This window comes from Bacillus sp. RAR_M1_44, from assembly GCF_020165935.1.
Taxonomy (GTDB): Bacteria; Bacillota; Bacilli; order Bacillales; family Bacillaceae; genus Bacillus; species Bacillus altitudinis.
This window is the reverse complement of record NZ_JAIUKX010000001.1, coordinates 773209-798799: the sequence shown is the minus strand read 5'-3', so window position 1 is coordinate 798799 and position 25591 is coordinate 773209. Positions and strand designations below refer to the sequence as shown.

Annotated in this window: 24 protein-coding genes and 1 pseudogene; 20 read left to right on the top strand and 5 right to left on the bottom strand. The window is 41.7% G+C overall.

Annotated elements, in window-relative coordinates:
* The first annotated feature begins 10 nt into the window (after window positions 1-10).
* The 12 genes and pseudogenes from ytfJ (at window position 11) to LCD34_RS04200 (ending at window position 11164) form a co-directional block, all read left to right on the top strand.
* On the top strand, window positions 11-463 hold the full coding sequence (ytfJ, locus tag LCD34_RS04255) for a GerW family sporulation protein (RefSeq protein ID WP_007501733.1): 453 nt from the start codon (window positions 11-13) through the stop codon (window positions 461-463).
* 112 nt (window positions 464-575) lie between these two features.
* Complete coding sequence (tpx, locus tag LCD34_RS04250; RefSeq protein ID WP_007501731.1) at window positions 576-1076, top strand: thiol peroxidase; 501 nt, start codon at window positions 576-578, stop codon at window positions 1074-1076.
* Window positions 1077-1164: 88 nt separating this feature from the next.
* The gene (locus LCD34_RS04245) at window positions 1165-2139 is read left to right on the top strand and encodes a class I SAM-dependent methyltransferase (protein WP_224558573.1); all 975 of its coding nucleotides are present in this window, start codon (window positions 1165-1167) and stop codon (window positions 2137-2139) included.
* A gap of 229 nt (window positions 2140-2368) precedes the next feature.
* The gene (locus tag LCD34_RS04240; protein WP_007501728.1) at window positions 2369-3553 is read left to right on the top strand and encodes an acetate kinase; all 1185 of its coding nucleotides are present in this window, start codon (window positions 2369-2371) and stop codon (window positions 3551-3553) included.
* Window positions 3554-3652: 99 nt separating this feature from the next.
* Window positions 3653-4168 (top strand): molybdenum cofactor biosynthesis protein B, encoded by a 516-nt coding sequence (locus LCD34_RS04235; RefSeq protein WP_144684145.1) that lies wholly within the window; start codon window positions 3653-3655, stop codon window positions 4166-4168.
* Window positions 4169-4340: 172 nt separating this feature from the next.
* Window positions 4341-5554, top strand: a pseudogene (locus tag LCD34_RS04230) (argininosuccinate synthase).
* Window positions 5551-6924, top strand: coding sequence for an argininosuccinate lyase (argH, locus tag LCD34_RS04225; RefSeq protein ID WP_224558572.1), 1374 nt, complete (start codon window positions 5551-5553; stop codon window positions 6922-6924). The pseudogene LCD34_RS04230 and the gene argH overlap by 4 nt, the downstream one beginning before the upstream one ends.
* Before the next feature lie 119 nt (window positions 6925-7043).
* Window positions 7044-7949, top strand: coding sequence for a phosphotransferase (locus tag LCD34_RS04220; RefSeq protein WP_224558571.1), 906 nt, complete (start codon window positions 7044-7046; stop codon window positions 7947-7949).
* A gap of 95 nt (window positions 7950-8044) precedes the next feature.
* Window positions 8045-8800 (top strand): SDR family oxidoreductase, encoded by a 756-nt coding sequence (locus LCD34_RS04215; protein WP_008343153.1) that lies wholly within the window; start codon window positions 8045-8047, stop codon window positions 8798-8800.
* A gap of 66 nt (window positions 8801-8866) precedes the next feature.
* On the top strand, window positions 8867-9550 hold the full coding sequence (locus LCD34_RS04210; RefSeq protein WP_035391153.1) for a metal-dependent hydrolase: 684 nt from the start codon (window positions 8867-8869) through the stop codon (window positions 9548-9550).
* A 144-nt stretch (window positions 9551-9694) separates the two neighbouring features.
* The gene (locus tag LCD34_RS04205) at window positions 9695-11017 is read left to right on the top strand and encodes a CBS domain-containing protein (RefSeq protein ID WP_017358275.1); all 1323 of its coding nucleotides are present in this window, start codon (window positions 9695-9697) and stop codon (window positions 11015-11017) included.
* A complete protein-coding gene (locus tag LCD34_RS04200; RefSeq protein WP_224558570.1) occupies window positions 11018-11164 on the top strand; it encodes a hypothetical protein in 147 nt (48 codons plus the stop codon).
* Window positions 11165-11219: 55 nt separating this feature from the next.
* Here the strand turns inward: LCD34_RS04200 and LCD34_RS04195 are convergent, their stop codons facing one another.
* Entirely contained in the window at window positions 11220-11522 is a 303-nt protein-coding gene (locus LCD34_RS04195; protein ID WP_008343164.1) for a YtpI family protein, read from the bottom strand.
* A gap of 147 nt (window positions 11523-11669) precedes the next feature.
* Here LCD34_RS04195 and LCD34_RS04190 point away from each other — a divergent pair, with 147 nt between their 5' ends.
* Entirely contained in the window at window positions 11670-12611 is a 942-nt protein-coding gene (locus LCD34_RS04190) for a DHH family phosphoesterase (protein ID WP_007501719.1), read from the top strand.
* Window positions 12612-12660: 49 nt separating this feature from the next.
* Here LCD34_RS04190 and LCD34_RS04185 read toward each other — a convergent pair whose 3' ends face one another.
* The 3 genes from LCD34_RS04185 to LCD34_RS04175 form a co-directional block, all read right to left on the bottom strand.
* The gene (locus tag LCD34_RS04185) at window positions 12661-12846 is read right to left on the bottom strand and encodes a hypothetical protein (RefSeq protein WP_008346082.1); all 186 of its coding nucleotides are present in this window, start codon (window positions 12844-12846) and stop codon (window positions 12661-12663) included.
* A 109-nt stretch (window positions 12847-12955) separates the two neighbouring features.
* Window positions 12956-13459 carry a sporulation membrane protein YtrI gene (ytrI, locus tag LCD34_RS04180; RefSeq protein ID WP_007501718.1) on the bottom strand — a complete coding sequence of 168 codons (504 nt, stop codon included), beginning with the start codon at window positions 13457-13459 and terminating at the stop codon, window positions 12956-12958.
* Window positions 13456-13797 carry a YtrH family sporulation protein gene (locus tag LCD34_RS04175; RefSeq protein ID WP_007501717.1) on the bottom strand — a complete coding sequence of 114 codons (342 nt, stop codon included), beginning with the start codon at window positions 13795-13797 and terminating at the stop codon, window positions 13456-13458. The genes ytrI and LCD34_RS04175 overlap by 4 nt, the downstream gene beginning before the upstream one ends.
* Before the next feature lie 137 nt (window positions 13798-13934).
* Here LCD34_RS04175 and dnaE point away from each other — a divergent pair, with 137 nt between their 5' ends.
* From dnaE to LCD34_RS04140, 7 genes are all read left to right on the top strand, one after another.
* A complete protein-coding gene (dnaE, locus tag LCD34_RS04170) occupies window positions 13935-17270 on the top strand; it encodes a DNA polymerase III subunit alpha (RefSeq protein ID WP_224558569.1) in 3336 nt (1111 codons plus the stop codon).
* A gap of 141 nt (window positions 17271-17411) precedes the next feature.
* Window positions 17412-18644, top strand: a complete 1233-nt coding sequence (locus LCD34_RS04165) for an NADP-dependent malic enzyme (RefSeq protein ID WP_007501712.1) — start codon at window positions 17412-17414, stop codon at window positions 18642-18644.
* Window positions 18645-18949: 305 nt separating this feature from the next.
* On the top strand, window positions 18950-19825 hold the full coding sequence (gene accD, locus LCD34_RS04160) for an acetyl-CoA carboxylase, carboxyltransferase subunit beta (protein WP_008346077.1): 876 nt from the start codon (window positions 18950-18952) through the stop codon (window positions 19823-19825).
* On the top strand, window positions 19810-20787 hold the full coding sequence (gene accA / locus LCD34_RS04155; RefSeq protein WP_008346075.1) for an acetyl-CoA carboxylase carboxyl transferase subunit alpha: 978 nt from the start codon (window positions 19810-19812) through the stop codon (window positions 20785-20787). The genes accD and accA overlap by 16 nt, the downstream gene beginning before the upstream one ends.
* Window positions 20788-21126: 339 nt before the next feature.
* Window positions 21127-22086, top strand: coding sequence for a 6-phosphofructokinase (pfkA, locus tag LCD34_RS04150; protein ID WP_017358271.1), 960 nt, complete (start codon window positions 21127-21129; stop codon window positions 22084-22086).
* A gap of 27 nt (window positions 22087-22113) precedes the next feature.
* Entirely contained in the window at window positions 22114-23874 is a 1761-nt protein-coding gene (gene pyk / locus LCD34_RS04145) for a pyruvate kinase (protein WP_008346071.1), read from the top strand.
* Between the two features lie 100 nt (window positions 23875-23974).
* Complete coding sequence (locus LCD34_RS04140) at window positions 23975-24364, top strand: FxsA family protein (RefSeq protein WP_007501703.1); 390 nt, start codon at window positions 23975-23977, stop codon at window positions 24362-24364.
* A gap of 24 nt (window positions 24365-24388) precedes the next feature.
* Here the strand turns inward: LCD34_RS04140 and ytvI are convergent, their stop codons facing one another.
* On the bottom strand, window positions 24389-25507 hold the full coding sequence (ytvI, locus tag LCD34_RS04135; RefSeq protein ID WP_025207772.1) for a sporulation integral membrane protein YtvI: 1119 nt from the start codon (window positions 25505-25507) through the stop codon (window positions 24389-24391).
* Window positions 25508-25591: the final 84 nt, after the last annotated feature.

Here is a 25591-nt window from a genome sequence, read left to right as displayed (position 1 = left end):
GAACCCGAAAATGGCAGATCATCCAATCCAAGGTCTGATGAAGACAGCGATGGAAAACTTAAAAGAAATGATTGATGTGAACACGATCATCGGCGATCCAGTCGAAACCCCTGACGGCAGTGTCATTCTCACTGTGTCAAAGGTTGGTTTTGGATTTGCAGCCGGCGGCAGTGAATTCAACGGTAACCAAAAGAAAGAAAAACGGTCTGATGAACAAGAACGAAAAGAACCGAGACTCCCATTTGGAGGCGGAAGCGGTGGGGGAGTATCGATTACACCAATCGCCTTTTTAATTGTGGGAACAAATGGCGTTAGAATGCTTCATTTGGATGAACACACACATCTGCTCGATAAAATATTGGATTCTGCTCCTCAAGCAATTGAACGTCTTCAGCACATGTTTAAGAAGGATGAACGGGAGCATCGTCACAAAGAACGAAAACTAGATGACATAGACCTTTAAAAAGTTAGCTGCCCTGCAGTTAACTTTTTTTTCAAAATGGACGATTAGGCTTTGCAGTTTTTTGCTTTCTCTACTATGATAGAACCATACATTTGATAAGGGAGGAATTGTTTTGGCATCGATCACATTTAAAGGGAGCCCAGTAACGCTTGTAGGAAATGAAGTGAAAGTAGGCGAGCAGGCTCCAGATTTCACGGTATTAACGAACTCACTAGGGGAAGTTTCACTTTCTGATTTAACAGGAAAAGTGACGATTATCTCAGTGATTCCTTCTATTGATACAGGTGTGTGTGACGCACAAACAAGACGTTTCAATGAAGAGGCAGCCGGCTTAGGTCCGGTCAATATTTATACCATTAGTGCAGACCTACCATTTGCACAAGCACGCTGGTGCGGAGCAAACGGAATTGAAAATGTCGAAACATTATCTGATCATAGAGATATGTCATTTGGTGAAGCGTTTGGTTTATATATGAAAGAGTTGCGTTTATTGGCGCGTGCGGTCTTCGTATTAGACCCAAGCGGAAAAGTGGTTTACACTGAGTATGTAAGCGAAGCAACCAATCATCCAAATTATGAAAAAGCCATTGAGGCTGCGAAATCACTGTTATAAAAGCAGCATCGACAAGAGCTCCGGCTTCATACTGGGGCTCTTTTCAATGAGAACATATAGCTTTTAACAAAGCGAGGAGAGAAAAGCATTGCAGAAAGATCAAGTGAGTACGATTTTTGAGCTGCTCGATACAGCTTCAATTCGTTTAAAAAAGGAACAGAACATTTCCTATATTGAAGCATTGGCAGAAGCAGGAGAAGCCTTTTTCCAAGCAAATGATCGAAACGGTTTACTAAAAGATTTAATAGAGAAAGCAGATTTCGCCTCTTATGATCATGAGCAGATTCGTAAAGCGTTTCAGCTCGCCGTATTAAAAGGACAAAAGGATATTTCACATCCAAACCGGCAGATGACACCTGATACAATTGGTCTGTTTGTCAGCTATTTGGTCAATAAATTTTTAGAAGGACAAAAAGAGCTGGTTGTCTTTGATCCAGCAGCGGGAACAGGGAATTTACTGCTTGCGGTCCTCAACAATCTAACAGCAGAAACAAAACGCGGTTTTGCCTCTGAAATTGATGACGTGCTCATTAAAATTGCGTGGGCACAAGCGAACTTAGAAGAAAAAGAAGTAGAGCTTTTCCACCAGGACAGCCTTGAGCCGCTTCTTATCTCACCAGCAGATGTTGCTGTATGCAGTCTTCCTGTCGGGTATTATCCAAATGATGAGCGCGCTAAAGACTATGAATTAAAGGCAAAAGAAGGTCATTCCTTTGCGCATTATTTATTCATTGAGCAAAGTCTTCGTTACACGAAAGAAGGCGGCTTCTTATTCTTCATTATTCCAAACGATTTGTTTGAAGGAAAAGAAAGCGTACAATTAAAGGATTTCATCAAAGAACATGCATATATGAATGCGTTAATTCAGCTGCCAGTCTCTATGTTCAAAGACAAAAAGCATGCCAAAAGCTTATTTGTGATGCAAAAGAAAAAAGAGGGGCTCGAAGCACCGAAACGTATGCTATTTGCCAATCTGCCATCTTTCTCACAGAAGGAAGCAATGGTTGGCGTCATGAGAAAATTAGACCAATGGTTTATAGAAGAAAAAGAAACGAAAGAATAGCCAGAGTGATGTCTGGCTATTTTATTATTCAGAAAATAACGACTTATTGATGTAAGCGGTAACAGTTCGAAGGTGTACTTGAAATGCAAAGTTTTCAATGTTTAAATGAAAAAGTCAGATATTTTTCGGACTTATCGTTAAACTATAAAAGACCCGTTCAAACAGGTTGAATATAGCACCGAAAAAACGTGAAACCTTATATAACAACTGAGTAAAAGGAGCGACAGTAATGTCCAAAATTATTGCAATCAACGCAGGAAGCTCATCTCTTAAATTCCAATTGTTCGACATGCCAGAAGAAACCGTTTTAACAAAAGGTCTTGTTGAAAGAATCGGAATGGACAACAGTATCTTCACGATTTCTGTAGATGGAGAAAAGAAAACAGAAGTCACAGATATTCCAGATCATGCAGTAGCGGTTAAAATGCTGCTTGAAAAACTAATTGAATTTAACATCATCAAAGACTTTAATGAAATTGATGGCGTAGGACACCGCGTCGTTCACGGCGGAGAAAAATTCAGCGATTCTGTTGTTTTAACAGATGAAGTCATCAATGACATTGATCAGCTTTCAGAGCTTGCACCACTTCACAACCCTGCAAACGTTGTAGGAATCAAAGCATTTAAACAAATTCTGCCTGACGTACCAGCGATTGCTGTGTTTGATACAGCGTTCCACCAAACAATGCCAGAGCAGTCTTACCTATACAGCCTTCCGTACGACTACTACAAAAACTTTGGTATTCGTAAATACGGATTCCACGGGACAAGTCATAAGTTCGTAACAGAGCGTGCAGCAGAGCTATTAGGCCGTCCTCTTGAAGAGCTTCGTTTGATTTCTTGCCACCTTGGAAATGGTGCAAGTATCGCAGCAGTTGAAGGCGGAAAATCAATCGATACGTCAATGGGCTTCACACCACTTGCGGGTGTTGCAATGGGAACACGTTCAGGTAACATTGACCCTGCCCTTATTCCATTTATTATGGAGAAAACAGGACATACAGCTGAAGAAGTACTTTCTACTTTGAATAAGAAGAGTGGTCTTTTAGGTGTGTCTGGTCTTTCAAGTGATCTTCGTGATATCGAAGAAGCGACAGAAGAAGGAAACGACCGTGCAGAAGTAGCACTAGATATTTTTGCAAGCCGTATTCATAAATACATCGGTTCTTATGCAGCGAGAATGAATGGTGTAGATGCCATCATCTTCACAGCTGGAATCGGTGAAAACAGCTCAGAAGTGAGAGCACGTGTACTTCGTGGTCTAGAATTCATGGGCGTATATTGGGATCCATCTCTTAACAACATGAGAGGCGAAGAAGCATTCATCAGCTACCCTCACTCTCCTGTAAAAGTCATCGTGATTCCAACGAACGAAGAAGTCATGATTGCAAGAGACGTTATGCGTTTAGCGTAACATCCTTTTAAAGCTCTTTTCCTCAGCGGAAAAGGGCTTTTTTCTATTGAAATCAGCATGCTATAATGTGAGGCAATATGAAAGGAGCGGTGTGAAGAGATGAGCGCCCAAGAACATAAACGCGAAGCGAAAACGAGGCTTCATGTAAAAGTCATTACCGTCAGTGATACAAGGACAAAAGAAACAGATAAAAGCGGCCGTCTGATGATTGATTTGCTCAAAGAACAAGGGCATCTTATTCTTGCATATGATATTGTGAAAGATCATATTGGGGCGATTCAAGACGCCGTTTTAGAAGGAACAAGTGAAGCGAAGATTGATGCCGTCTTGTTAAACGGGGGAACTGGTATTGCAGCAAGGGACGTCACGATTGAATCCATTACACCTCTTTTCTCAAAAGAACTGCTGGGCTTTGGAGAAATTTTTCGCATGCTGAGCTATACAGAAGATATTGGATCAGCCGCTATCTTATCTAGAGCGACGGCAGGGGTGATTAACCAAAAAGCCGTTTTTGCCACACCAGGCTCTACCGGAGCAGTTCGGTTAGCCATGACCAAACTCATTATTCCAGAGCTTCCTCATGTCTTGCGAGAGCTTGAAAAAGATCAAAAATAGCCCAAAATGACTCTGCCAAGAAAATTTGGCAGAGTTTTTTTCATAAAGGGGTTGAAAAAACAATTTTTCCTTGTTACAGTGTATACATACTAAATGCATGTTTATAAATTAAAACTTATTTTTATGCAAAAACATTCACAGAATCAAAACAAGCGAGAGGAGCTTTTCAAACATGTCACAAAATAAAAAAGTCGTATTAGCATATTCCGGAGGTCTTGATACCTCTGTTGCAGTTAAATGGTTACAGGAGCAAGGTTACGAAGTTGTTGCTTGCTGCCTGGACGTAGGTGAAGGAAAAGATTTAGCATTCGTTCAACAAAAAGCACTTCAAGTCGGAGCTGTTCAATCTTACATGATCGACGCAAAAGAAGAGTTTGCTGAAGAATTTGCACTTGTTGCACTGCACAAGCACACACGATGTATGAAGGGAAATACCCACTCGTGTCTGCACTATCTCGGCCGCTCATTGCCAAAAAGTTAGTGGAAGTCGCAGAGAAAGAAAATGCAGTAGCCGTTGCACACGGATGTACAGGTAAAGGAAACGACCAAGTTCGTTTTGAAGTATCAATCAAAGCATTGAATCCAGACCTAGAAGTTCTTGCACCAGTGCGTGAATGGAAATGGTCTCGTGATGAAGAAATCGACTATGCACAAAAGCACGGGATTCCAATTCCGATTAACTTAGACAGCCCATATTCAATTGACCAAAACCTTTGGGGCAGAAGTAACGAATGTGGTATTTTAGAAGATCCTTGGGCAGCGCCGCCAGAAGGTGCTTATGATCTGACAAATCCACTTGAAAAAACACCTGACACACCTGAAATCATTGAAATCACGTTTGAAAAAGGAAAACCAACAGCCATTGACGGAATCCAGTATTCATTATCTGATCTCATCCTTCATTTAAATGAAGTTGCTGGCCAGCATGGTGTAGGCAGAATCGATCATGTTGAAAACCGTCTTGTTGGAATCAAATCTCGTGAAGTATATGAGTGCCCAGGTGCAGTTACCCTATTAAAAGCACACAAAGAACTTGAAGACTTAACGCTTGTTAAAGAAGTAGCACACTTTAAGCCAATCGTTGAACAAAAAATGGCTGAATTAATATACAACGGCTTATGGTTCTCACCACTTAAATCAGCACTAGATGCATTCTTACAAGAAACGCAAAAGAACGTAACAGGTGTTGTACGTGTGAAACTATTTAAAGGCCATGCCATTGTAGAAGGACGTAAATCACCATATTCACTTTATGATGAAAATCTAGCAACTTACACAAAAGCAGATGAATTCGATCATGATGCAGCTGTAGGATTTATTAACCTTTGGGGTTTACCAACAAAAGTAAACAGCATCGTGAACAAAAAGGAGCAGGTTAAAGCATGAAAAAGCTTTGGGGAGGCCGATTTCAAAAAACACCAGAAAAATGGGTCGATGAGTTTGGTGCATCCATTCATTTCGACAAACAATTAGTCAAAGAAGATCTGACCGGCTCCCTTGCCCATGCAAGTATGCTGAATAAATGCGGTATCATCGGTGATGAGGAGGCCGCTGCGATCAAAGACGGACTGAATACGCTCATGAAAAAGGCGGAGGCGGATGAACTTGAATTCTCAGTGGATTATGAGGACATTCATTTAAACCTTGAAAAAATGCTCATTGATGAGATTGGTCCGCTTGGCGGCAAATTGCACACAGCGAGAAGCCGGAATGATCAGGTCGCAACCGATATGCATTTATATTTGAATAACCAAGTAGAGCATATCATTGAGCTGATCTCTTCTTTTCAAACAGTGCTTGTAGAAAAAGCTGAACAGCACGTTGAAACGATTTTTCCAGGATATACGCACTTACAGCGTGCACAGCCTATTTCCTTTGCCCATCATATGCTCGCCTACTTTTGGATGCTTGAGCGGGACAAAGCGCGTTTTCAAGATTCATTGAAGCGGATTAATGTGTCACCACTTGGATGCGGGGCGTTAGCAGGAACGACATTCCCAATTGATCGTGAATATACAGCAGAGCTTCTTGGCTTTGACCATATTTACGAGAACAGCCTTGATGGCGTGAGTGATCGTGATTTCATTTTAGAGTTCTTGTCTAATAGCAGTCTTGTGATGATGCACCTCTCACGTCTTTGTGAAGAAATCATTTTATGGTGCTCTCAAGAATTCAAATTTATTGAGCTTGATGACACGTACGCAACAGGCAGCAGCATGATGCCGCAAAAGAAAAACCCGGATATGGCTGAATTGATCCGCGGCAAAACAGGGCGGGTATATGGCAACCTGATGGGGCTGCTCACGATTATGAAAGGCTTGCCGCTTACGTATAACAAAGACTTGCAAGAAGATAAAGAAGGCATGTTTGATACGGTGAAAACGATCGCTGGCAGCCTGCAAATCTTCACAGGCATGATTCAAACGATGACAGTGAACGAAGATGTCATGAAAAAAGCAACAAAAGAAGATTTCTCAAATGCGACCGAAGTGGCAGACTACCTTGCGAAAAAAGGTATGCCATTCCGTGAAGCACACGAAATCGTAGGGAAGCTTGTGTATACATGCATTCAAAAAGGCATCTATTTAAGTGACCTTCCATTTGAAACATTTACAGAAGCAAGCGGCCACTTTGAACAAGATATTTACACTGTTCTTGATCCGTATGTTGCTGTTGAAAAAAGAACAAGTGCAGGTGGAACTGGATTCAAACAAATTCAGCTCGCTTTAGAAAAAGCAAAAGCCTGCCTAGCATAATTCGCCAAAACCATTCGTTTATACGGATGGTTTTTTGTCATGGGAAAAAGGAGATTGATCTTCACTGGAGAAAATGAAAGCATACCAGTGTCAAGCTGAATAAGGAGTGACAACAGTTCATGAAGAAAACGCTGCAGGCTTTGTTTGATCAGCCTATCGTATCAGTGAAAACGTTAGGAGAACCATACGACGGCAGGGCTAATGATGTGTGGCTGATTTCCTTACAAGACCAAACGGAATATGTAGTGAAATCTCCAAAAACTGCAAGAGAAGAAAGTGAATTTGTGTATGGGATCAACATGATTTATGGAGTAGATGCCCGTACTGTACAAGAGCATCTTGATGAAATCAATGAAAAGCTGGCTCATACGAATTCCTTTCATATTCCGAAAGTTGTTCGTAAAGTGAAGAAGGCGGGGAAACACTTTTATGTCATGGAAAAAGTAGAAGGAATCCCTTTAACATCTTTTGAGGGCCGTTCAGCACAATTCTATAGGGATTACGGGAGGAAACTAGCGCATTTTCATTCATATCAAACAAACTTTTTCGGTGCAGTATACGGGGGAGAAAAGAGACATTTGAGAGAATTCCATGCGCTGTTAAAAAAGACAGTCTCCAAACTCATCAGCCGCTATTACGCTGATCAGCCTGAATATCAGGATTATGCAGAAAAGGTGCAGCAAAAGCTTGAAACGCTAAGTCCTCCTGATTCAGCCAGTCTCATTTTAATTGATTTAGATCCATCGCAATATATTGAAGACGATGATCAAGTGGCGAGTCTAGTTGATACGGAATATGTCGTATTTGGACCAGCTGCGTTTGATTTGATTGCACTCGAATACCTTTTGACGAAAGAAGCTGCACAAGCGGTTCAATTAGGATATGAAGAGATTTGCCCGCTTCCTCGCCAGCTTCATGAGGTGAGAGAATGCTATCGGTTTGTTTCGCTGCTTCTCGATATCCATGGTTCATGGGATATGAAAAAGTGGATGAATCACCCTATACGGTTTTCCCCTCATTGTTAAAGGGTTCAAAAGTGCGAAGGGAGCCGGTTTATAGTAAAGTAAAGATAATAAAAGAAACACATGAACTTGCAACCTTTGTTTTAGGAGGAGATTGTGTGCGACACGCATTAATAACAGCGGGTTCTAAAGGACTTGGCAGGAAAGTCACCGAGTCTTTACTGAATATGGGGTATTCTGTGACAGTGAATTATCGAAGTGATGATGAAGCTGTCCGGCAGATGAAAGAAGAACTGCAAGAATACGAAGAAAAGCTTCAATTTGTCCAAGGCGATGTGACAAACAAAGAAGATTTAAAAAACATGGTCGAGCTGGCAGCAGAGCGATTTGGGCGGATTGATGCCTTGATCAATAATGCTGGACCTTATATTTTTGAACGAAAAAAACTCGCGGATTACTCTGAAGACGAATGGTATCAAATGATGGAAGGCAACCTATCCGCAGTGTTCCATTTGTTCCGAATGGTGATCCCTATGATGAGAAAACAAGGCTTTGGCCGGATTATCACATATGGCTTCCAAGGTGCAGACCATGCGCCAGGATGGATGCACAGATCAGCCTTTGGAGCGGCAAAAGTGGGCCTTGCGTCATTGACGAAAACCATTGCGATTGAAGAAGCCGAAAACGGCATCACCGCTAATATGGTGTGTCCAGGCAAAATCGTTGGAGACATGAAAGAATCAACGATAGAAGAAGCACGTCAGATAAAAGACGATGAAACACCGATTGGTCGGTCTGGGACAGGTGAGGATATCGGTCGTATCATTTCATTTCTATGTGATGACCGTTCAGACCTCATTACAGGAACCGTCATTGAAGCAACAGGTGGTCTTAATGTCATTCACAGGCACTAAGTTTTTCAGCTTTTTATAGAGGGAATAGACAAAATGAGATCAAATTCGAAAGGTGGATATATTTACATGAAAGCTACATATCATGGACATTCAGTCGTACACATTGAAACAAACGGATACCATATTTGGATTGATCCATTTTTAAATGGAAATAAGCACACGGATATCAAACCGCAAGATGTGAAAGCAGATGTCATTTTGCTCACGCACGGGCATGGAGATCACGTCGGAGACACGATTGAAATCGCTAAAAACAATGACGCACTCGTGATTGCGCCATTCGAGCTTGCCACTTATTTAGGCTGGCAAGGGGTGAAAACGCACCCGCTTTCTATAGGCGGCGGACGTGAATTTGAATTTGGTAAAGTCAAGCTGACACAAGCGTTCCATGGCTCAGCGGTCATTGATGAAGAATCCAAAACGATTACGTATACAGGTATGCCATCCGGTATTTTATTTACTGCTGAAGGCAAAACAATTTATCATGCTGGAGACACGGCTCTCTTCTCGGATATGAAACTCATTGGGGAGCTGAATCATATTGAGCTTGCCTTCCTGCCAATAGGTGATAACTTCACGATGGGACCAGACGATGCGAGAATCGCAGCAGAGTGGCTTCGTGCGAAACAAGTCGTACCGATTCATTACAGTACATTCCCGCCGATTGAGCAAGATCCTCATGCCTTTGCAGACAGCTTGCATGGCGGCGTGGGTCATGTATTAAACAGCGGAGAATCCATCGATATTTAATCATGATAAACAAAAGCCGGCACCCTACCGGCTTTTTTATTTGCCTGTATCGTGCTCGTGTAAAAGACAAATTGCTATTAAAAGCCTCCTGCCTTTATAATGAAATATAGATGAAAACGCTGAAAACAAAAAGGGTGAACGGGATTGGCGACAAAGCATGAGCAAATTTTATCGTATATTGATTCATTAGATGTCGGAGAGAAAATTTCTGTCCGGCGTATAGCGAAAGAAATGAAAGTCAGTGAAGGCACGGCTTACCGGGCTATTAAGGATGCTGAAAATAAAGGGTTCGTGAGCACCATTGAACGAGTCGGTACCATTCGAATTGAACAGAAGAAAAAAGAAAATATTGAAAAGCTGACATATGCGGAAGTGGTCAATGTCATTGATGGCCAGGTGCTTGGTGGACGAGCTGGCTTACATAAAACGTTAAATAAATTTGTCATCGGTGCAATGGAACTGGATGCAATGATGCGTTACACAGCAGCAGGCAACCTGTTGATCGTAGGAAACCGAATCAATGCTCACCGGCAAGCATTAGAGGCGGGAGCGGCTGTGCTGGTCACGGGCGGATTCTCAACAGATGATGAAATTATTCAGCTCGCAGATGAGCTTGAGCTGCCCATTTTATCAACAAGCTACGATACATTTACCGTAGCGGCTCTCATTAACCGGGCCATTTATGACCAGTTGATTAAAAAAGAAATTGTGCTTGTGGAGGATATTTTAACGCCGATAGAACGGACCGTCTATTTATCGCCAGAAGACAAACTTGAGAAATGGTATGAAAAGAATTATGAAACCGGGCACGGCCGGTTCCCGGTAGCAGACGATCAAATGAAAATTCACGGCATTTTGACCTCAAAAGATATTGCAGGCCATGACCGTTCTACACCGATTGAAAAGGTGATGACAAAAAATCCGCTGACCGTTATTGGCAAAACATCTGTCGCTTCAGCTGCACAAATGATGGTGTGGGAAGGTATTGAGGTGCTGCCAGTTGTAAATGATCATGCGAAGCTGATTGGGATGATTAGCCGTCAGGACGTGCTGAAGGCGCTGCAAATGATTCAAAAGCAGCCGCAGGTCGGTGAAAAGCTGGATGATGTCGTGTCACGAGGATTTAAGGAGACTGAGACAGAAAAACCAAAAACAGATGCGGTGTACCAATATGAAGTCTCACCACAAATGACAAATCAGCTCGGTAATATTTCGTATGGTGTGTTTACACAAATTTTAATCGAATCAGCCAACCGCTTCTTAAAGTCTCATAAAAAAGGCGAGCTAATTGTAGAAAGTCTTTCTGTCTATTTCTTAAAACCGGTTCAAATGGAATCCACGATACAGATCAAACCGAATATTTTAGAAGTTGGGCGCAAGTTTGGAAAGCTGGAAGTGGAAGTTTACCACCAGTCAAATATTGTAGGCAAAGCGATGCTGATGGTGCAGCTGATGGAGAGAGGATAAATGGCAAAAAAGGGCGGCATGAATGCGCCCTTTCAGCGTGTAGACAAACCCTCGCATTCTTTGTCAGTCCTGCGTGCTGGTGCTCACGAATGTGACATTCGCTCTGCGCCAGTACTCGTCCTTCCTAGGGCTGCAAAGGTTTTCTAACACGCTGAAAAGAAGAGAAAGGGCTAAAATAAAGTTCATTTTAGCCCTTTCTCTATTATGCGTGGTCTTTTTCGCCTTCCTTTAAAAAGAGCGGAAGATAGTGCTTATAGGCTTTATATCCGGCCCATGTACTGCCGATACCAACTGCAACAAAAACAAACCCAATGACAAATGCCAGTGACGAGCGGTTTAAAAATAATTGATTCACACCGAAGAGCAGGACAAAGCAGCCAAGTGCCATACTTGATTTGGCAGACCAGAATTTCTTTTCGACCGGCCGGTTCGTACGGACATTCTTTGCTTTGTAGTATAAATAAAACATGGCAGAACAAATAATAAACACAATCAAAACAAGCATGTGCCAAGCCTCCATTGTAAGTGGTTACAACCCTATTTTAAACGTAAATAGGCTTGCTTACTAGAATAAATTGTCTATTCCTCACTTTTCTGTCTGGGTAGATTATGATTTAATAATAAAAAGAGTATCGCATAAGAAGGAGTATTTATGAAAAAAGAACTGATTAGAACCATATCATTATATGACACCATCATCATTCATAGACATGTAAGACCTGATCCAGACGCATATGGATCGCAGTGCGGCCTTACGGAAATCTTGCGTGCCACCTATCCAGAAAAAAATATTTATGCGACAGGAACCCCTGAGCCATCCCTTTCATTTTTATATGAATTAGATGAGGTGCCAGATGAAGTGTACAAAGGTGCCCTTGTTATTGTCTGTGACACTGCGAATCAAGCAAGAATTGATGATCAGCGTTATTCAATGGGCGATAAGCTGATGAAAATTGATCATCATCCGAATGAAGATCCGTATGGTGATTTGCTTTGGGTTGATACAGAAGCAAGCTCTGTTAGTGAAATGATTTATGAGCTGTATTTAGAGGGGAAAGAAGAAGGATATCAGCTGAATACAAAGGCGGCAGAACTCATTTATGCCGGCATTGTAGGAGACACAGGCCGTTTCCTTTTCCCAAACACAACGAAAAAGACACTCAAATATGCGGGTGAACTCATCGAATATCCGTTTTCATCATCAGACCTTTTCAATCAATTGTATGAGACAGATTTGAATGTCGTGAAATTAAATGGCTATATTTTTCAACATATCTCCTTATCAGAGAATGGCGTAGCTTCTGTTTTTATTAAACGTGACATTTTGGAGTCGTTCCAAACAACAGCGCAGCAAGCCTCACAGCTTGTTGGAACACTTGGAAATATTGCAGGGATTAAGGCATGGGTCTTTTTTGTGGAAGAGAACGATCAGATTCGTGTGAGATTCCGCTCAAAAGGCGTCGTCATTAACACCATTGCTAAAAAATATCATGGCGGAGGTCACCCGCTTGCAGCCGGTGCGTCCATATATGATTGGGCAGTTGCAGATGAGATTTTGCGTGATTTAGAAGAAGTATGTAAATCATCATCGTGAGAGAGGGGCTTCAAGTCCCCCCTCTCTTTTTTGAACTTTGAGAAAAGGGTTACTTGGATACAGGGATAAACCAGCAGCCGATGTCAGTTGAATCTTCATAGGCTTGGAGATTTTGATGCTTTAATTCTTTTTTAATTAAATGGGCCATCATTTCTGTCTCGGCATAAGCACACATGCCGTCTTTAATCCGGCTTGCTTTGTCTCGTGCCATTTGACGATAGCTGTAAACCTCCATTGTTCTCACCTCTTTCTTGTGATGATCTCGTTCTTCTTTTAGTGTATAAAAATAACAAGTGAAAAGCGATCATTGAGTGCAGAAATTCATAAAAATTCCACATCATCTATTATTCAGCAAAGGAAATACGCACTTCAAGCGATAGCTTTGTATAAATGGTCAGCTCAGTGACTTTGGCGCGGTATGCCTTTTCTCTAATCGTATATTCTTTATTTTCCACGGTCCGTTTTAAGAGCTCTTTTGTTTTATAGACACTTTCAATATCCTTTGTGATCACCTCTGAGATATCCTCTTTCACCTGATCTTCAAATTTCAAGGTATCTGGCTCCGGGATTTTGTACTGCTCACGGTTGACGAGGTGAACATCTACGCTCTGAATAAGCAGACGCTGCTTATTGTCTTCATTTAATTTATGCAAATCTTCCCGATAGAGTGTGATTTGTTCTTTCAGACTGTCCATATGGTGCTGCTGGCTTCTGAGCAGTGTCACTTGCTTCTCTTGAAAGGTGCCATACGTAAAGAGAAAAATCAGCCAGCTGATAATTGCGCCGAACATCATCCCAGCAAAAAAACGCTGCCAGCCTGGACGTTTATACAGCTCAGGCACCCTCATGATGACACATGCTCCTGAGTGAGCCACGTAATCAGGAGATACCCCGTTTGCGCACCGCCCATAGCAGAGATAATTAACAAGATCTGCTTGAAAATATCACGTGTGTTCCCTTCGAAAATCCCTCTTTCAAAACTATAGACCGCATCAAAAGTTCCACCGATTGCCGCAACAAGTGCCCAAATTTTTAAGCGGTTGGCAAGACTTGAAATAATTGATAGCGGTGGCTGACCAGATAAATATGCACCTACCCCGCCGATAATGGCACCGCCCAAAATAACCCCCAGTGCGATAAAATAACAGCTAATAAAGTTTGGAATAAAGGCTTCCTTCACATCCATTTTTCCCACCTCACTCTATTCAATATATGGCGAATGCTGGACAAGTATGAACGAGCGGAAAAGAAAGAACATTTGTTTCTCACCGCATCGCGTTTTATAATGAAAGAATGAATTTAGACGAAAGGAGTGGATTAAGCATGTCCTATGTTCATCTTCAGGTCCACAGTGGATACAGCTTGTTGAGCAGTGCAGCGAAGGTCAAGGAGCTCGTATTAAAGGCGAAAGAACTTGGCTATCAAGCGCTCGCTCTTACCGATGACCATGTGATGTATGGAACGGTTGAATTTTATAAGGAATGTAAAACACATGGCATCAAACCGATTATCGGTTTAACAGCTTCTGTCTTCATAGATGAACAAGAGACAGAGGCTTATCCTTTGATCCTCCTTGCCAAAAACAATGAAGGCTATCAAAACTTGATCAAAATTAGCAGTGTCTTGAAATCAAAGTCAAAAACCGGCCTGAAAGAGAAATGGCTGAAAGCCTATCATCATGGCCTTATTGCCATCACACCAGGCGTATCCGGCTATATTGAAACGCTGCTGCAACATGATCAGCTAGATGAAGCAAGGGATGCAGCCAGCCATTTAAAAGATCTTTTTGGTGAGGAACATGTGTATTTAGCCGTTCAGCCGTTTCAGCAGGGCGAAGAGCTGTCTCGTAAGCTAAGGGAACTCTCAAAAAGAGCGAACATCCCGCTTGTGGCAACAGGTGATGTCCACTATATCCATCAAGAGGACAAAACCGCATATACATGTTTAAAAGCCATTAAAGCAGGCCAGCAGCTATCAGAAATTGAGGAAGACCAAGGAGACAAGCATTTCAGATCGATCGAAGAAATGATGAAGTGGTATGGTGATGAACCAGAATTGCTGGCAAGAACGGTTGAGATTGCAAACCGCTGCGAGGTCGATTTAAATCTTGGCCAGACGAAACTGCCAACCTATCCGACGCCTGATCAATCAACAGCTGATCAATTTTTACGAAGAGTGTGCCAAGAAGGCATGAAACGAAGACAGATTGCTTCAAATGACACATATATCAAAAGGCTTGAGTATGAGCTGAGCATCATTCAAAAAATGAATTTCAGTGATTATTTCCTCATTGTGTGGGATTTTATGAAGTATGCTCATGATCATGGCATTGTCACAGGTCCTGGCCGGGGATCAGCAGCAGGCTCTTTAGTTGCGTATGTTCTGTTTATTACAGATGTCGATCCGATCCGTCACGGGCTTTTATTTGAGCGTTTTTTAAATCCTGAACGCATCAGCATGCCAGATATAGATATCGATTTTCCTGACACGAGAAGAGATGAAATCATTTCATATGTAAAAGACAAATATGGGGATATGCATGTGGCGCAAATTGTCACGTTTGGAACACTTGCCGCAAAGGCAGCTTTAAGAGATGTCGGACGTGTGATGGGAATTGATTCAAAAGCAGCAGACCGCCTTGCAAAGCTCATCCCATCAAAGCCAGGGACGACACTGAAAGAAGCGGTGACAGTCTCCTCAGAATTAAAAACACTGCTCCAGCAATCTGAAGAGCTGCAAAGAGTGTTTCAAACCGCTTTAAAGGTAGAAGGATTACCAAGACATACGTCAACACATGCAGCCGGCGTTGTCCTAAGTGAGGAGCCGCTCACACAAGTCGTGCCTATTCAAGAAGGGCATGATGGAGTGTATTTGACGCAATATGCGATGAATTATTTAGAAGATCTCGGTCTTTTAAAAATGGATTTTTTAGGTTTGAGAAACTTAACATTAATTGAATCCATTAAAAACCAGATTGAAAGACAGGAAAACGTCCACATTAACTTTAGTGACATTTCATATGAAGATCAGAAAACGTTTGATTTGTTATCAGCGGGAGATACAACGGGGATTTTCCAGCTGGAGTCACAAGGTATGCGTCAGGTGCTGAGGCGACTGAAACCTTCTAGTCTAGAAGATATCGTGGCTGTCAATGCCTTATACCGCCCGGGGCCGATGGAGAATATCCCCCTCTTTATCGACCGAAAGCATGGCAGAGTGAAAGTCTCCTACCCGCATCCAGATTTGTATGACATCTTAAAGGATACATATGGGGTCATCGTCTATCAGGAGCAAATCATGCTGATTGCAGCAAAGATGGCAGGCTTTAAGCTGGGCGAGGCCGATCTACTAAGAAGAGCCGTTTCAAAGAAGGATAAAAAGGTGCTTGATGAAGAGCGAAGCCATTTTGTTGAAGGATGCCTAAAAAAGGAGTATCCTGTTAACATTGCAAATGACGTTTATGACCTAATCGTCAAATTTGCAAACTATGGTTTTAATAGAAGCCATGCTGTTGCATATAGCATGATCGGCTTTCAGCTTGCTTATTTAAAAGCGCATTATCCGTTATATTTTATGTGCGGTCTTTTAACGAGTGTGATTGGAAATGAAGACAAAGTGGCTCAATATTTCTATGAGGCAAAGGAAAAAGGGATATCTGTGTTGAAGCCTTCTATTAATAAGAGCGAATTTCCATTCACGGTTGAAAAAGGGGAGATCCGCTACAGCTTAAGAGCGATTAAAAATGTCGGAGTGTCAGCTGTAAAGGATATATACAGAGCAAGACAGGAAAAGCCATTTGAAGATTTATTTGATTTTTGCGCAAGGGTATCAACAAAGAGTGTCAACCGAAAAACGATTGAAGCCCTCATTTTCTCAGGGGCAATGGATGAGCTTCATCCAAATCGTGCTTCGTTATTAGCATCGATAGATATTGCGTTAGACCATGTGTCATTTTTAACACCTGAGGATCAACTGGACTTTCTTGGGGATACAACGTTCTCCATTAAGCCAAAATATGCGGAGATAGACGAACTGCCGCTTGTTGATCTCCTGCAATTTGAAAAAGAGGCACTCGGGTTATATTTATCAAATCACCCTGTACAAGCGTATCGAGATCGCTTAAGAGAGAATGGTGCGGTGGAAATCATCAGACTTTCTTCCTATATAAAGCGAAAGATCTCAATGGGTGGTCTTTTGACAAAGGTGAAATCGATTCGGACAAAAAATGGACAATCGATGGCATTTGTCACATTCGGGGATGAAACGGGAGAAATGGAAGGTGTCGTCTTTCCAGAGCAATTTAGAAAGCTGTCCCCCTTACTTGAGGAGGGCGCAATGCTTTATGTTGAAGGCAGAATAGATGTCAGGAATGAGAGCAGTCAAATCATCGTACAAGAAGCTGTTCTACTGGAAGAGATGGGCTCTAAAAGAAAAGAATCTGTCTACATTCGAGTCAAAGAAGAGAACCATACGCAGGAGCTGCTAGAACAAGTGAAGCGAGTAATCTCCATGCACAGGGGAGAAGCAGATGTCTATTTGTATTATGAAAAGCAAAAAAAGACGATGAGACTTCCAGATGCATACAAAGTTCATGCAGATCATGCGGTCATTTTCCAGTTAAAAGAGCTGCTAGGTGAACAAAACGTTGTGATTAAATGATGACAAATCGTCTGAATATGTTTTACAATTTCACCTATTGTGTTATCATTTTAAAGATTCTGTGTATTTAAACTGCCAAGTATGTGCTTATCAACTTAGCAATTCATTAAATCATTTTCCACTTGAAGGAGTGTTCATCACATGTCATTAAGAGAAGAAGCATTACATATGCACAAAGAGAATCAAGGCAAACTCGAATCAAAATCAAAGGTACAAGTGAAAAATGCGAAAGACTTGAGCTTGGCTTACTCACCAGGTGTAGCGGAGCCATGTAAAGATATTTATGACGATACAAGCAAAGTGTATGATTATACAATGAAAGGCAATATGGTCGCTGTTGTCACAGACGGAAGTGCTGTGTTAGGGCTTGGAAACATTGGGGCAGAAGCATCTCTTCCAGTAATGGAAGGAAAAGCTGTTTTATTCAAAAGCTTTGCAGGTGTTGATGCATTCCCAATCGCACTTGCAACAAACGATGTAGACAAAATCGTTGAAACAGTGAAGCTTCTTGAGCCGACGTTTGGCGGCGTGAACCTTGAAGATATTGCAGCACCAAACTGCTTTATCATTGAAGAGCGTTTGAAAAAAGAGACAAACATTCCTGTTTTCCACGATGATCAGCACGGGACAGCGATTGTAACAGTGGCAGGACTTGTGAATGCACTGAAGCTGTCTGGAAAATCAATGTCTTCAATTAAAGTGGTTGCAAACGGCGCTGGAGCAGCAGGAATTGCGATTATCAAACTTCTTTATCATTTCGGTGTACGTGATATCATCATGTGTGATACAAAAGGCGCTATTTATGAAGGTCGTCCGAATGGTATGAATGCAGTGAAAAATGAAGTAGCTAAATTCACGAACCAAGATCGTAAAGAAGGTTCTTTAGAAGAAGTGATTGAAGGCGCAGATGTCTTTATCGGCGTTTCAGTAGCAGGTGCTTTAACTAAAGAAATGGTTGGGAAAATGGCAAAAGATCCTGTCATCTTCGCAATGGCTAATCCAAACCCAGAGATCATGCCAGAAGATGCACATGCAGCAGGTGCAAGTGTTGTAGGAACTGGCCGTTCTGACTTCCCGAACCAAGTGAACAACGTCCTTGCATTCCCTGGTATTTTCCGCGGAGCGCTTGATGTACGTGCGACACACATTAACGAAGAAATGAAAATTGCAGCTGTTGAAGCGATTGCTTCTCTTGTATCAGATGAAGAATTGTCAGCGGAATACGTTATCCCTGCACCATTTGATGCACGAGTAGCGCCAGCGGTAGCCAAAGCAGTGGCAAAAGCAGCAATGGAAACGGGCGTTTCAAGAATCAAGGTAGACCCAGAAGCTGTTGCAGAAAAAACAAGAAAATTAACGATTATCGGCGAGTAATCGAATTGGAAAAGTGTGCACGTTTTTTCTGAATTTGGAGGAAAAACGTGCACCATTTCCTCTCTTTCACGAAATTTTTTTCATCCTAAATGAGATTTTTTTGTAGACGTTCACAATTCACATATACCAACTACTCAGCGCCCCAAACCTATACTCATTTCTCATCAATTCCCCACTGAAAAAATTGAATGAAGGATGACAGCGTTTGACAAAAAAAGTACAATAGTTTCGGTACAGTTATGACATGTCCTATAATAGTGGATGTGCGTGTAAAGAAAAAACCCTTCAAAAAGGGAGGTAGTCATTTGTCAATCAAGAATATTTTCAGTAAAAAGAAAAAATATGCATCTGTACCCTCTGAACAGGCAAGTCAAGATGTGCCTGAAGGTATCATGACCAAATGTCCGCAATGTAAAAAAATAATGCTCACCAAAGAACTAGATAAAAATTTACGTGTTTGCATGAATTGCGGCAGACATTTGCAAATGAATGCAAAACAACGTATTGAAAGCCTTGTAGACGAAGGCACATTTGAAGAATTTAACGGTCACCTCATTTCTGAGAATCCGCTCGGTTTCCCAGGCTACGAAGAAAAGCTTCAGAAAGACAGAGAAAAAACATCTTTGAATGAAGCCATCGTAACAGGAAAAGGTGAAATTAAAGGTCAAAGTGCTGTCATTGCTGTCATGGATGCCACGTTCCGTATGGGCAGCATGGGCTCAGTCGTTGGTGAAAAGATTACATTAGCTATTGAGAAAGCAAAAGCGGACAAGGTGCCATTTATCATCTTCACTGCATCTGGAGGAGCAAGAATGCAAGAGGGGATTCTTAGTCTAATGCAGATGGCAAAAACAAGTTCAGCATTAAAGCTGTTCAGCGAGGATCAAGGTCTGATTATCTCTGTGATGACCAATCCGACAACTGGTGGTGTATCAGCTAGTTTTGCGTCTCTCGGTGATTACAACTTTGCAGAGCCTGGTGCATTAATTGGTTTTGCTGGTCGCAGAATCATTGAACAAACCATTCGTGAAGACCTACCAGAGGACTTCCAAACGGCTGAATTTTTAATGAAGCATGGTCAGCTAGATGCTGTGATTCACCGTGCAGAAATGAAAGAAACATTAGGCCAAATCTTAGCATTACACAGCACAGGAGGTGAACGAGAGTGGCTGGAGAACTAGAATTTGAAAAACCTGTCATTGAACTTCGAGCGAAAATTGATGAATTGAAAAAGTTCACACAAAACTCAGAGATGGATTTAAGTGCGGAAATTGAGCGCCTTGAAACACGTCTGAGTAAGCTTGAAACAGACATTTATACAAATTTAAAGCCGTGGGACAGAGTGCAAATTGCTCGTCATGCGATGCGCCCAACAACTCTCGATTACATTCAAGAGCTGTTTGATAACTTTTTCGAATGTCACGGTGATCGTTTTTATGGTGACGATGAAGCCATCGTTGGAGGAATTGCCACGTTTAAAGGACTTCCTGTCACAGTCATTGGTCATCAGCGCGGAAAAGACACAAAAGAAAACTTGCGCCGTAATTTCGGGATGCCGCATCCAGAAGGTTACCGTAAAGCATTGCGCTTGATGAAACAAGCAGATAAATTTAATCGTCCAATCATTTGCTTTATTGATACAAAAGGAGCTTATCCTGGTAAAGCAGCTGAAGAACGCGGGCAAAGTGAAGCAATTGCGAAAAACCTTTTCGAAATGGCAGGACTTCGTGTACCGGTTGTCTGTATTGTCATTGGAGAAGGCGGAAGTGGCGGAGCACTAGGCTTAGGCGTAGGAAACCACCTATTTATGCTAGAGAACTCAACATATTCAGTGATTTCACCTGAAGGTGCAGCAGCACTGCTCTGGAAGGACTCATCACTTGCAAAAAAAGCTGCAGAATCAATGAAAATTACCGCTCCAGACCTAAAAGAATTAGATATTATAGATGATGTTATTAAAGAAGTGCAAGGTGGAGCACACCGAGACGTGAAACAACAAGCAGCCTACATTGAAAAAACATTAAAACAGTCACTTACATCTTTGCTCAAACAATCGCCTGAAGAATTAGTCGAACAAAGATATCAAAAATACAAAGCAATCGGCAAAGTATCGATTGAAAATCAATATATTGGGGTAAACTAAATAAACGTACAGCCTTTTGGCTGGCGTTTATTTTTTTCGTCTTTTTTCATCAAAACGATCTGATGTAAGCGCTATTTGAAAATAATTTTTTTTTGTTTTCATAAAATTTGAAACGTCTGAAAACGTTGATTTGACAAGGTTTAGAGCACTTGAATCAACTGTTTTTTGAACAAAGTGCTTTCATGACTTTCTTAACTTTTGTTTAAAAACATTTTATTTAATTGTATAATAAGTACGGTTTTAGAAATTCGTATTGAAAACATCCGGTTTTGCTCATGATTGTTTTCAAGCAGTGGAAATGGTATGTTTAATTCATATATGGTCTCTGAGGTGAAAAAGATGAAGCGTATAGGAGTTTTAACGAGCGGTGGGGATTCCCCAGGAATGAATGCAGCTGTGCGCGCAGTTGTAAGGAAAGCAATTTACCATAATGTAGAAGTTTACGGTATTTATAATGGATATTCAGGTCTAATTAACGGTAAAATTGAGAAACTCGAAATAGGTTCAGTAGGCGATATCATTCATCGCGGGGGAACAAAACTTTACACGGCAAGATGTCCTGAATTCAAGACAGTTGAAGGTCGTGAAAAAGGGATTGAGAACTTAAAAAAATTCGGTATTGAAGGACTTGTTGTCATCGGTGGAGATGGCTCATTCATGGGAGCGAAGAAGTTAACAGAGCTCGGTTTTCCATGTGTAGGTGTCCCTGGCACGATTGACAATGACATTCCTGGTACTGATTTCACTATTGGCTTTGATACAGCACTAAATACAGTCATTGATGCCATTGATAAAATTCGTGATACAGCCACATCTCATGAACGTACATACGTAGTGGAAGTAATGGGAAGACATGCAGGGGATATTGCCCTTTGGTCAGGTCTTGCAGGCGGAGCTGAATCGATTTTGATTCCTGAAGCAGACTATGACATGGACGAAATTATTGCCAGATTGAGAAGAGGACATGAGCGCGGCAAGAAGCACAGTATCATCATCGTCGCAGAAGGCGTAGGCAGCGGTGTCGAATTTGGTAAGAGAATTGAAGAGGAGACAAGCCTTGAAACGCGTGTATCTGTCTTAGGACATATTCAACGTGGAGGTTCTCCAAGTGCGTTTGACCGAGTGCTCGCAAGTCGCTTAGGAGCGTATGCAGTAGAACTTCTTCTTGAAGGAAGAGGCGGACGCTGTGTAGGCATTCAAAGCAACGAACTCGTTCATCACGATATTTTAGACATCTTAGATAAAAAGCATACAGTCGATCAAAATATGTACCGACTTTCACAAGAGCTCTCTATATAAAACGAGAAGACCTTAGGAGGAACAGTAATGAGAAAGACAAAAATCGTTTGTACAATCGGTCCAGCAAGTGAAAGCATTGAAAAGCTGACTGAATTGATTGAAGCAGGAATGAATGTAGCCAGACTAAACTTCTCTCATGGAGATTTTGAAGAGCATGGTGCACGAATTGAAAACATTCGCAAAGCAGGTAAAACTTTAGGCAAGGACATTGCGATCCTTCTTGATACAAAAGGTCCAGAGATCCGTACACGTACAGTTGAAAACGGCTCAATTGAGTTAGTTGCTGGTGCTGATCTTATCGTGAGTATGGAAGACATTGTGGGAAACACTGAAAAAATCAGTGTGACGTACGAAGATTTAATTCATGATGTAGAAGTGGGCTCAACCATCTTATTAGATGATGGTCTGATTGGTCTAGAAGTAAAAGAATTAAATAAGGACCGAAAAGAAATCGTCACAAAAGTGATGAATACAGGTACACTGAAAAACAAAAAAGGTGTCAACGTACCAGGTGTGAGTGTGAACTTGCCGGGTATTACAGAAAAGGATGCCAATGATATTCTGTTTGGAATTGAACAAGGTGTCGATTTCATCGCAGCTTCTTTTGTAAGACGAGCTTCTGATGTTCTTGAGATTCGTGAGCTGCTTGAAAAGAACAACGCAGCTGACATTCAAATCATTCCGAAGATTGAAAACCAAGAGGGCGTTGATAACATCGATGAAATCCTTGAGGTATCAGATGGACTGATGGTCGCGCGTGGAGATCTTGGTGTAGAGATTCCGGCAGAAGAAGTACCACTTGTTCAAAAAATGCTAATCAAAAAATGCAACCGTTTAGGCAAGCCTGTCATCACAGCAACTCAAATGCTGGATAGCATGCAGCGTAACCCGCGTCCAACTCGTGCAGAAGCAAGTGATGTGGCAAATGCTATTTTTGATGGTACAGATGCGATCATGCTATCTGGTGAAACAGCAGCAGGAACATATCCAGTTGAAGCTGTGCAAACGATGCACAACATTGCCTCACGTTCAGAGGAAGCACTTAACTATAAAGCGATCCTTTCTCGCAGAAGCGAAGAAGTAGAAGTCAGCATTACAGATGCGATCGGTCAATCTGTTGCGCACACAGCTATGAAGCTTGATGTGGCGGCAATTGTGACACCTACTGAGAGCGGTCATACAGCGAGAATGATTTCAAAATATAGACCAAAAGCACCAATCGTAGCAGTCACAGCAAACGAATCAGTGGCAAGAAAACTTTCACTCGTATTCGGTGTATTTGCAAAGAGCGGTTCAAAAACGACATCTACTGATGAAATGCTTGAGAATGCAGTAGAAAAGTCAATTGAAACAGGCTATGTAAGACATGGTGATTTAATCGTGATTACAGCTGGTGTGCCAGTTGGTGAAACAGGTACAACCAACTTAATGAAAGTGTATGTTGTCGGTGACATCATTGCGAAGGGTCAAGGAATTGGCCGCAAATCTGCATTTGGACCGGTTGTTATTGCACAAAGCGGAAAAGAAGCAGAGGAAAAAATGTACGATGGTGCGATTCTTGTCGCAAACTGCACAGATCGTGACATGATGGGTGCTTTAGAAAAAGCATCTGCACTTATCACGGAAGAAGGCGGTTTAACAAGCCATGCAGCAGTCGTTGGGCTTAGTCTTGGTATTCCAGTCATTGTCGGTCTTGACAGTGCCACAACACTTCTAAAAGAAGGCGAAGAGATTACAGTAGATCCAGCACGCGGAGCGATCTACAAAGGCCGTGCAAGCGTCCTTTAAATCACACACGAGGGGAGTTGTCTGACTCCTCTCTTTTTTTATGTTACACTAAAAAAAGTAAACAGCTTTCGATGAAAGAGACCCCATGAGGTGATATGGCTTGAAAAAATATTTTCTACTATTATTGATTCTGTTCCCAGCAGTGGAAATTAGTTTATTTTTAATCTCAAGTAACATCATTGGTATTTTACCAACGATGCTAGTCATTGTGCTAACAAGCGCATTAGGTGCTTACTTTGCAAGAAAACAAGGAATAGAGGCATTTCAGAAAGTGCAGCGAGATTTACAATATGGCAAAATGCCAGGGGCCACCATTGTCGATGGCTTCTGCATTCTGATCGGTGGTTTGCTGCTGCTCATACCTGGATTCCTTTCTGATCTGATTGGTGCTGTGTTGCTCATTCCCATGACAAGAAAACGGATCAAACCGCTCTTTGAGCGCTGGCTTAGAAACATGTCCAATCGCAAACGCTATACGATTATACGCTAAAGAGACCTTCGCATCAGGTCTCTTTTACTTTTGCGCACCATACCGAATGTACTGATAAAGGTCTCTGAAAACCCCTGCATTACGAAACGCCTGCCAAACGACAAGAGAAGCGGGACCGAGTGCAAGTCCAAGAAAACCAAAGCATTTTAACCCGACAAACAGTGCCACAAGTGTTGCTAAAGGATTAAGACCAATTGATTTACTTAAGACTTTTGGCTCTGATATTTGTCTTTGAATGAGCACCACAATATACAAAATGCCCAGTCCAATGGCGAGTGAAAGATTTCCTGTCATGGCGGAGTAAATGATCCACGGAAGAAAAACGGTGCCACTCCCGATGTAAGGAAGTAAATCAACTAGACCAATACATAGAGCGATCACAATCGCATGTTCGACCTTTAAGATGAAAAGCCCAATCAGCACGATCCCAATGGTCATGGCAACAAGGAGAAGCTGGGCCTTCATAAAGCCAGAAATGGCTTTTTTGATTTCAGATAAAATGGCACGTGTATGAAGCATCCATTTGGCGGGAAAGATACGAGAACCATATTTTTTTAATGTAAACCAATCTTTTGTGATAAAAAAAGTCGCTAGTGCGGAAAATAAAAGCGTCGCTGCTGCATCAGGCAAAAGACCTAAAAAAGCTGGAATGAATTCAAGAGTTTTTGAAAGGAAAGTCCCGATTTTTGCCGCTGCTTCGTCACCAAGTGCTTGGATTTGTCCTAAAATCGACTCCTTTTGACCTGCTTGAAGTGTATTAAATTGAGCAGTCAAATCATGATATAAAGGCAAAATCTGATCCGTGAAAAAACGTTCCACAATCCCAATCATTTGATCAAGATGACCTGGCAGTACCTTTGCTAAATAAGCACTTCCTGAAATGATTTCCGCCACTAAAAGTGTCATGAATCCGGCTGCTGCCACTAAAAAGAGTAATAGCACAATGATGACAACAAAACCTCTTGGCATCCCGGTCATGTTTTCGATTTTACATACGGCTGGATGAATCAAACACGACACGGCAAATGCAATCCAAAATGGATATAAAAACGGAAAAGACTGATATAAAAAAACAACCGCACAAACGGCGATGCTGAAAATCATCAAACTTCGCAAAAAAATGGCCACATACGTGTGATTCACACAATCCCCTCCAAAAAACAAGCATGTCCGATACTTCATTTTATTCAAAAAGATTAGTAATATGAAAAGGTCGCAATAAAAAGA

Excerpts from the sequence above, each read along its gene's own strand:
- LCD34_RS04210 (WP_035391153.1), top strand. The coding sequence starts at position 8,867 with ATGAAAGCTACATATCATGGACATTCAGTCGTACACATTGAAACAAAC.
- LCD34_RS04235 (WP_144684145.1), top strand. The coding sequence starts at position 3,653 with ATGAGCGCCCAAGAACATAAACGCGAAGCGAAAACGAGGCTTCATGTA.
- LCD34_RS04185 (WP_008346082.1), bottom strand. The coding sequence starts at position 12,846 with ATGGAGGTTTACAGCTATCGTCAAATGGCACGAGACAAAGCAAGCCGG.
- LCD34_RS04220 (WP_224558571.1), top strand. The coding sequence starts at position 7,044 with ATGAAGAAAACGCTGCAGGCTTTGTTTGATCAGCCTATCGTATCAGTG.
- LCD34_RS04195 (WP_008343164.1), bottom strand. The coding sequence starts at position 11,522 with ATGCTTGTTTTGATTGTGTTTATTATTTGTTCTGCCATGTTTTATTTA.
- LCD34_RS04165 (WP_007501712.1), top strand. The coding sequence starts at position 17,412 with ATGTCATTAAGAGAAGAAGCATTACATATGCACAAAGAGAATCAAGGC.
- dnaE (WP_224558569.1), top strand. The coding sequence starts at position 13,935 with ATGTCCTATGTTCATCTTCAGGTCCACAGTGGATACAGCTTGTTGAGC.
- LCD34_RS04175 (WP_007501717.1), bottom strand. The coding sequence starts at position 13,797 with ATGGATGTGAAGGAAGCCTTTATTCCAAACTTTATTAGCTGTTATTTT.
- ytfJ (WP_007501733.1), top strand. The coding sequence starts at position 11 with ATGGCAGATCATCCAATCCAAGGTCTGATGAAGACAGCGATGGAAAAC.
- LCD34_RS04200 (WP_224558570.1), top strand. The coding sequence starts at position 11,018 with ATGGCAAAAAAGGGCGGCATGAATGCGCCCTTTCAGCGTGTAGACAAA.
- argH (WP_224558572.1), top strand. The coding sequence starts at position 5,551 with ATGAAAAAGCTTTGGGGAGGCCGATTTCAAAAAACACCAGAAAAATGG.
- pyk (WP_008346071.1), top strand. The coding sequence starts at position 22,114 with ATGAGAAAGACAAAAATCGTTTGTACAATCGGTCCAGCAAGTGAAAGC.
- ytrI (WP_007501718.1), bottom strand. The coding sequence starts at position 13,459 with ATGAGGGTGCCTGAGCTGTATAAACGTCCAGGCTGGCAGCGTTTTTTT.
- LCD34_RS04190 (WP_007501719.1), top strand. The coding sequence starts at position 11,670 with ATGAAAAAAGAACTGATTAGAACCATATCATTATATGACACCATCATC.
- pfkA (WP_017358271.1), top strand. The coding sequence starts at position 21,127 with ATGAAGCGTATAGGAGTTTTAACGAGCGGTGGGGATTCCCCAGGAATG.
- LCD34_RS04240 (WP_007501728.1), top strand. The coding sequence starts at position 2,369 with ATGTCCAAAATTATTGCAATCAACGCAGGAAGCTCATCTCTTAAATTC.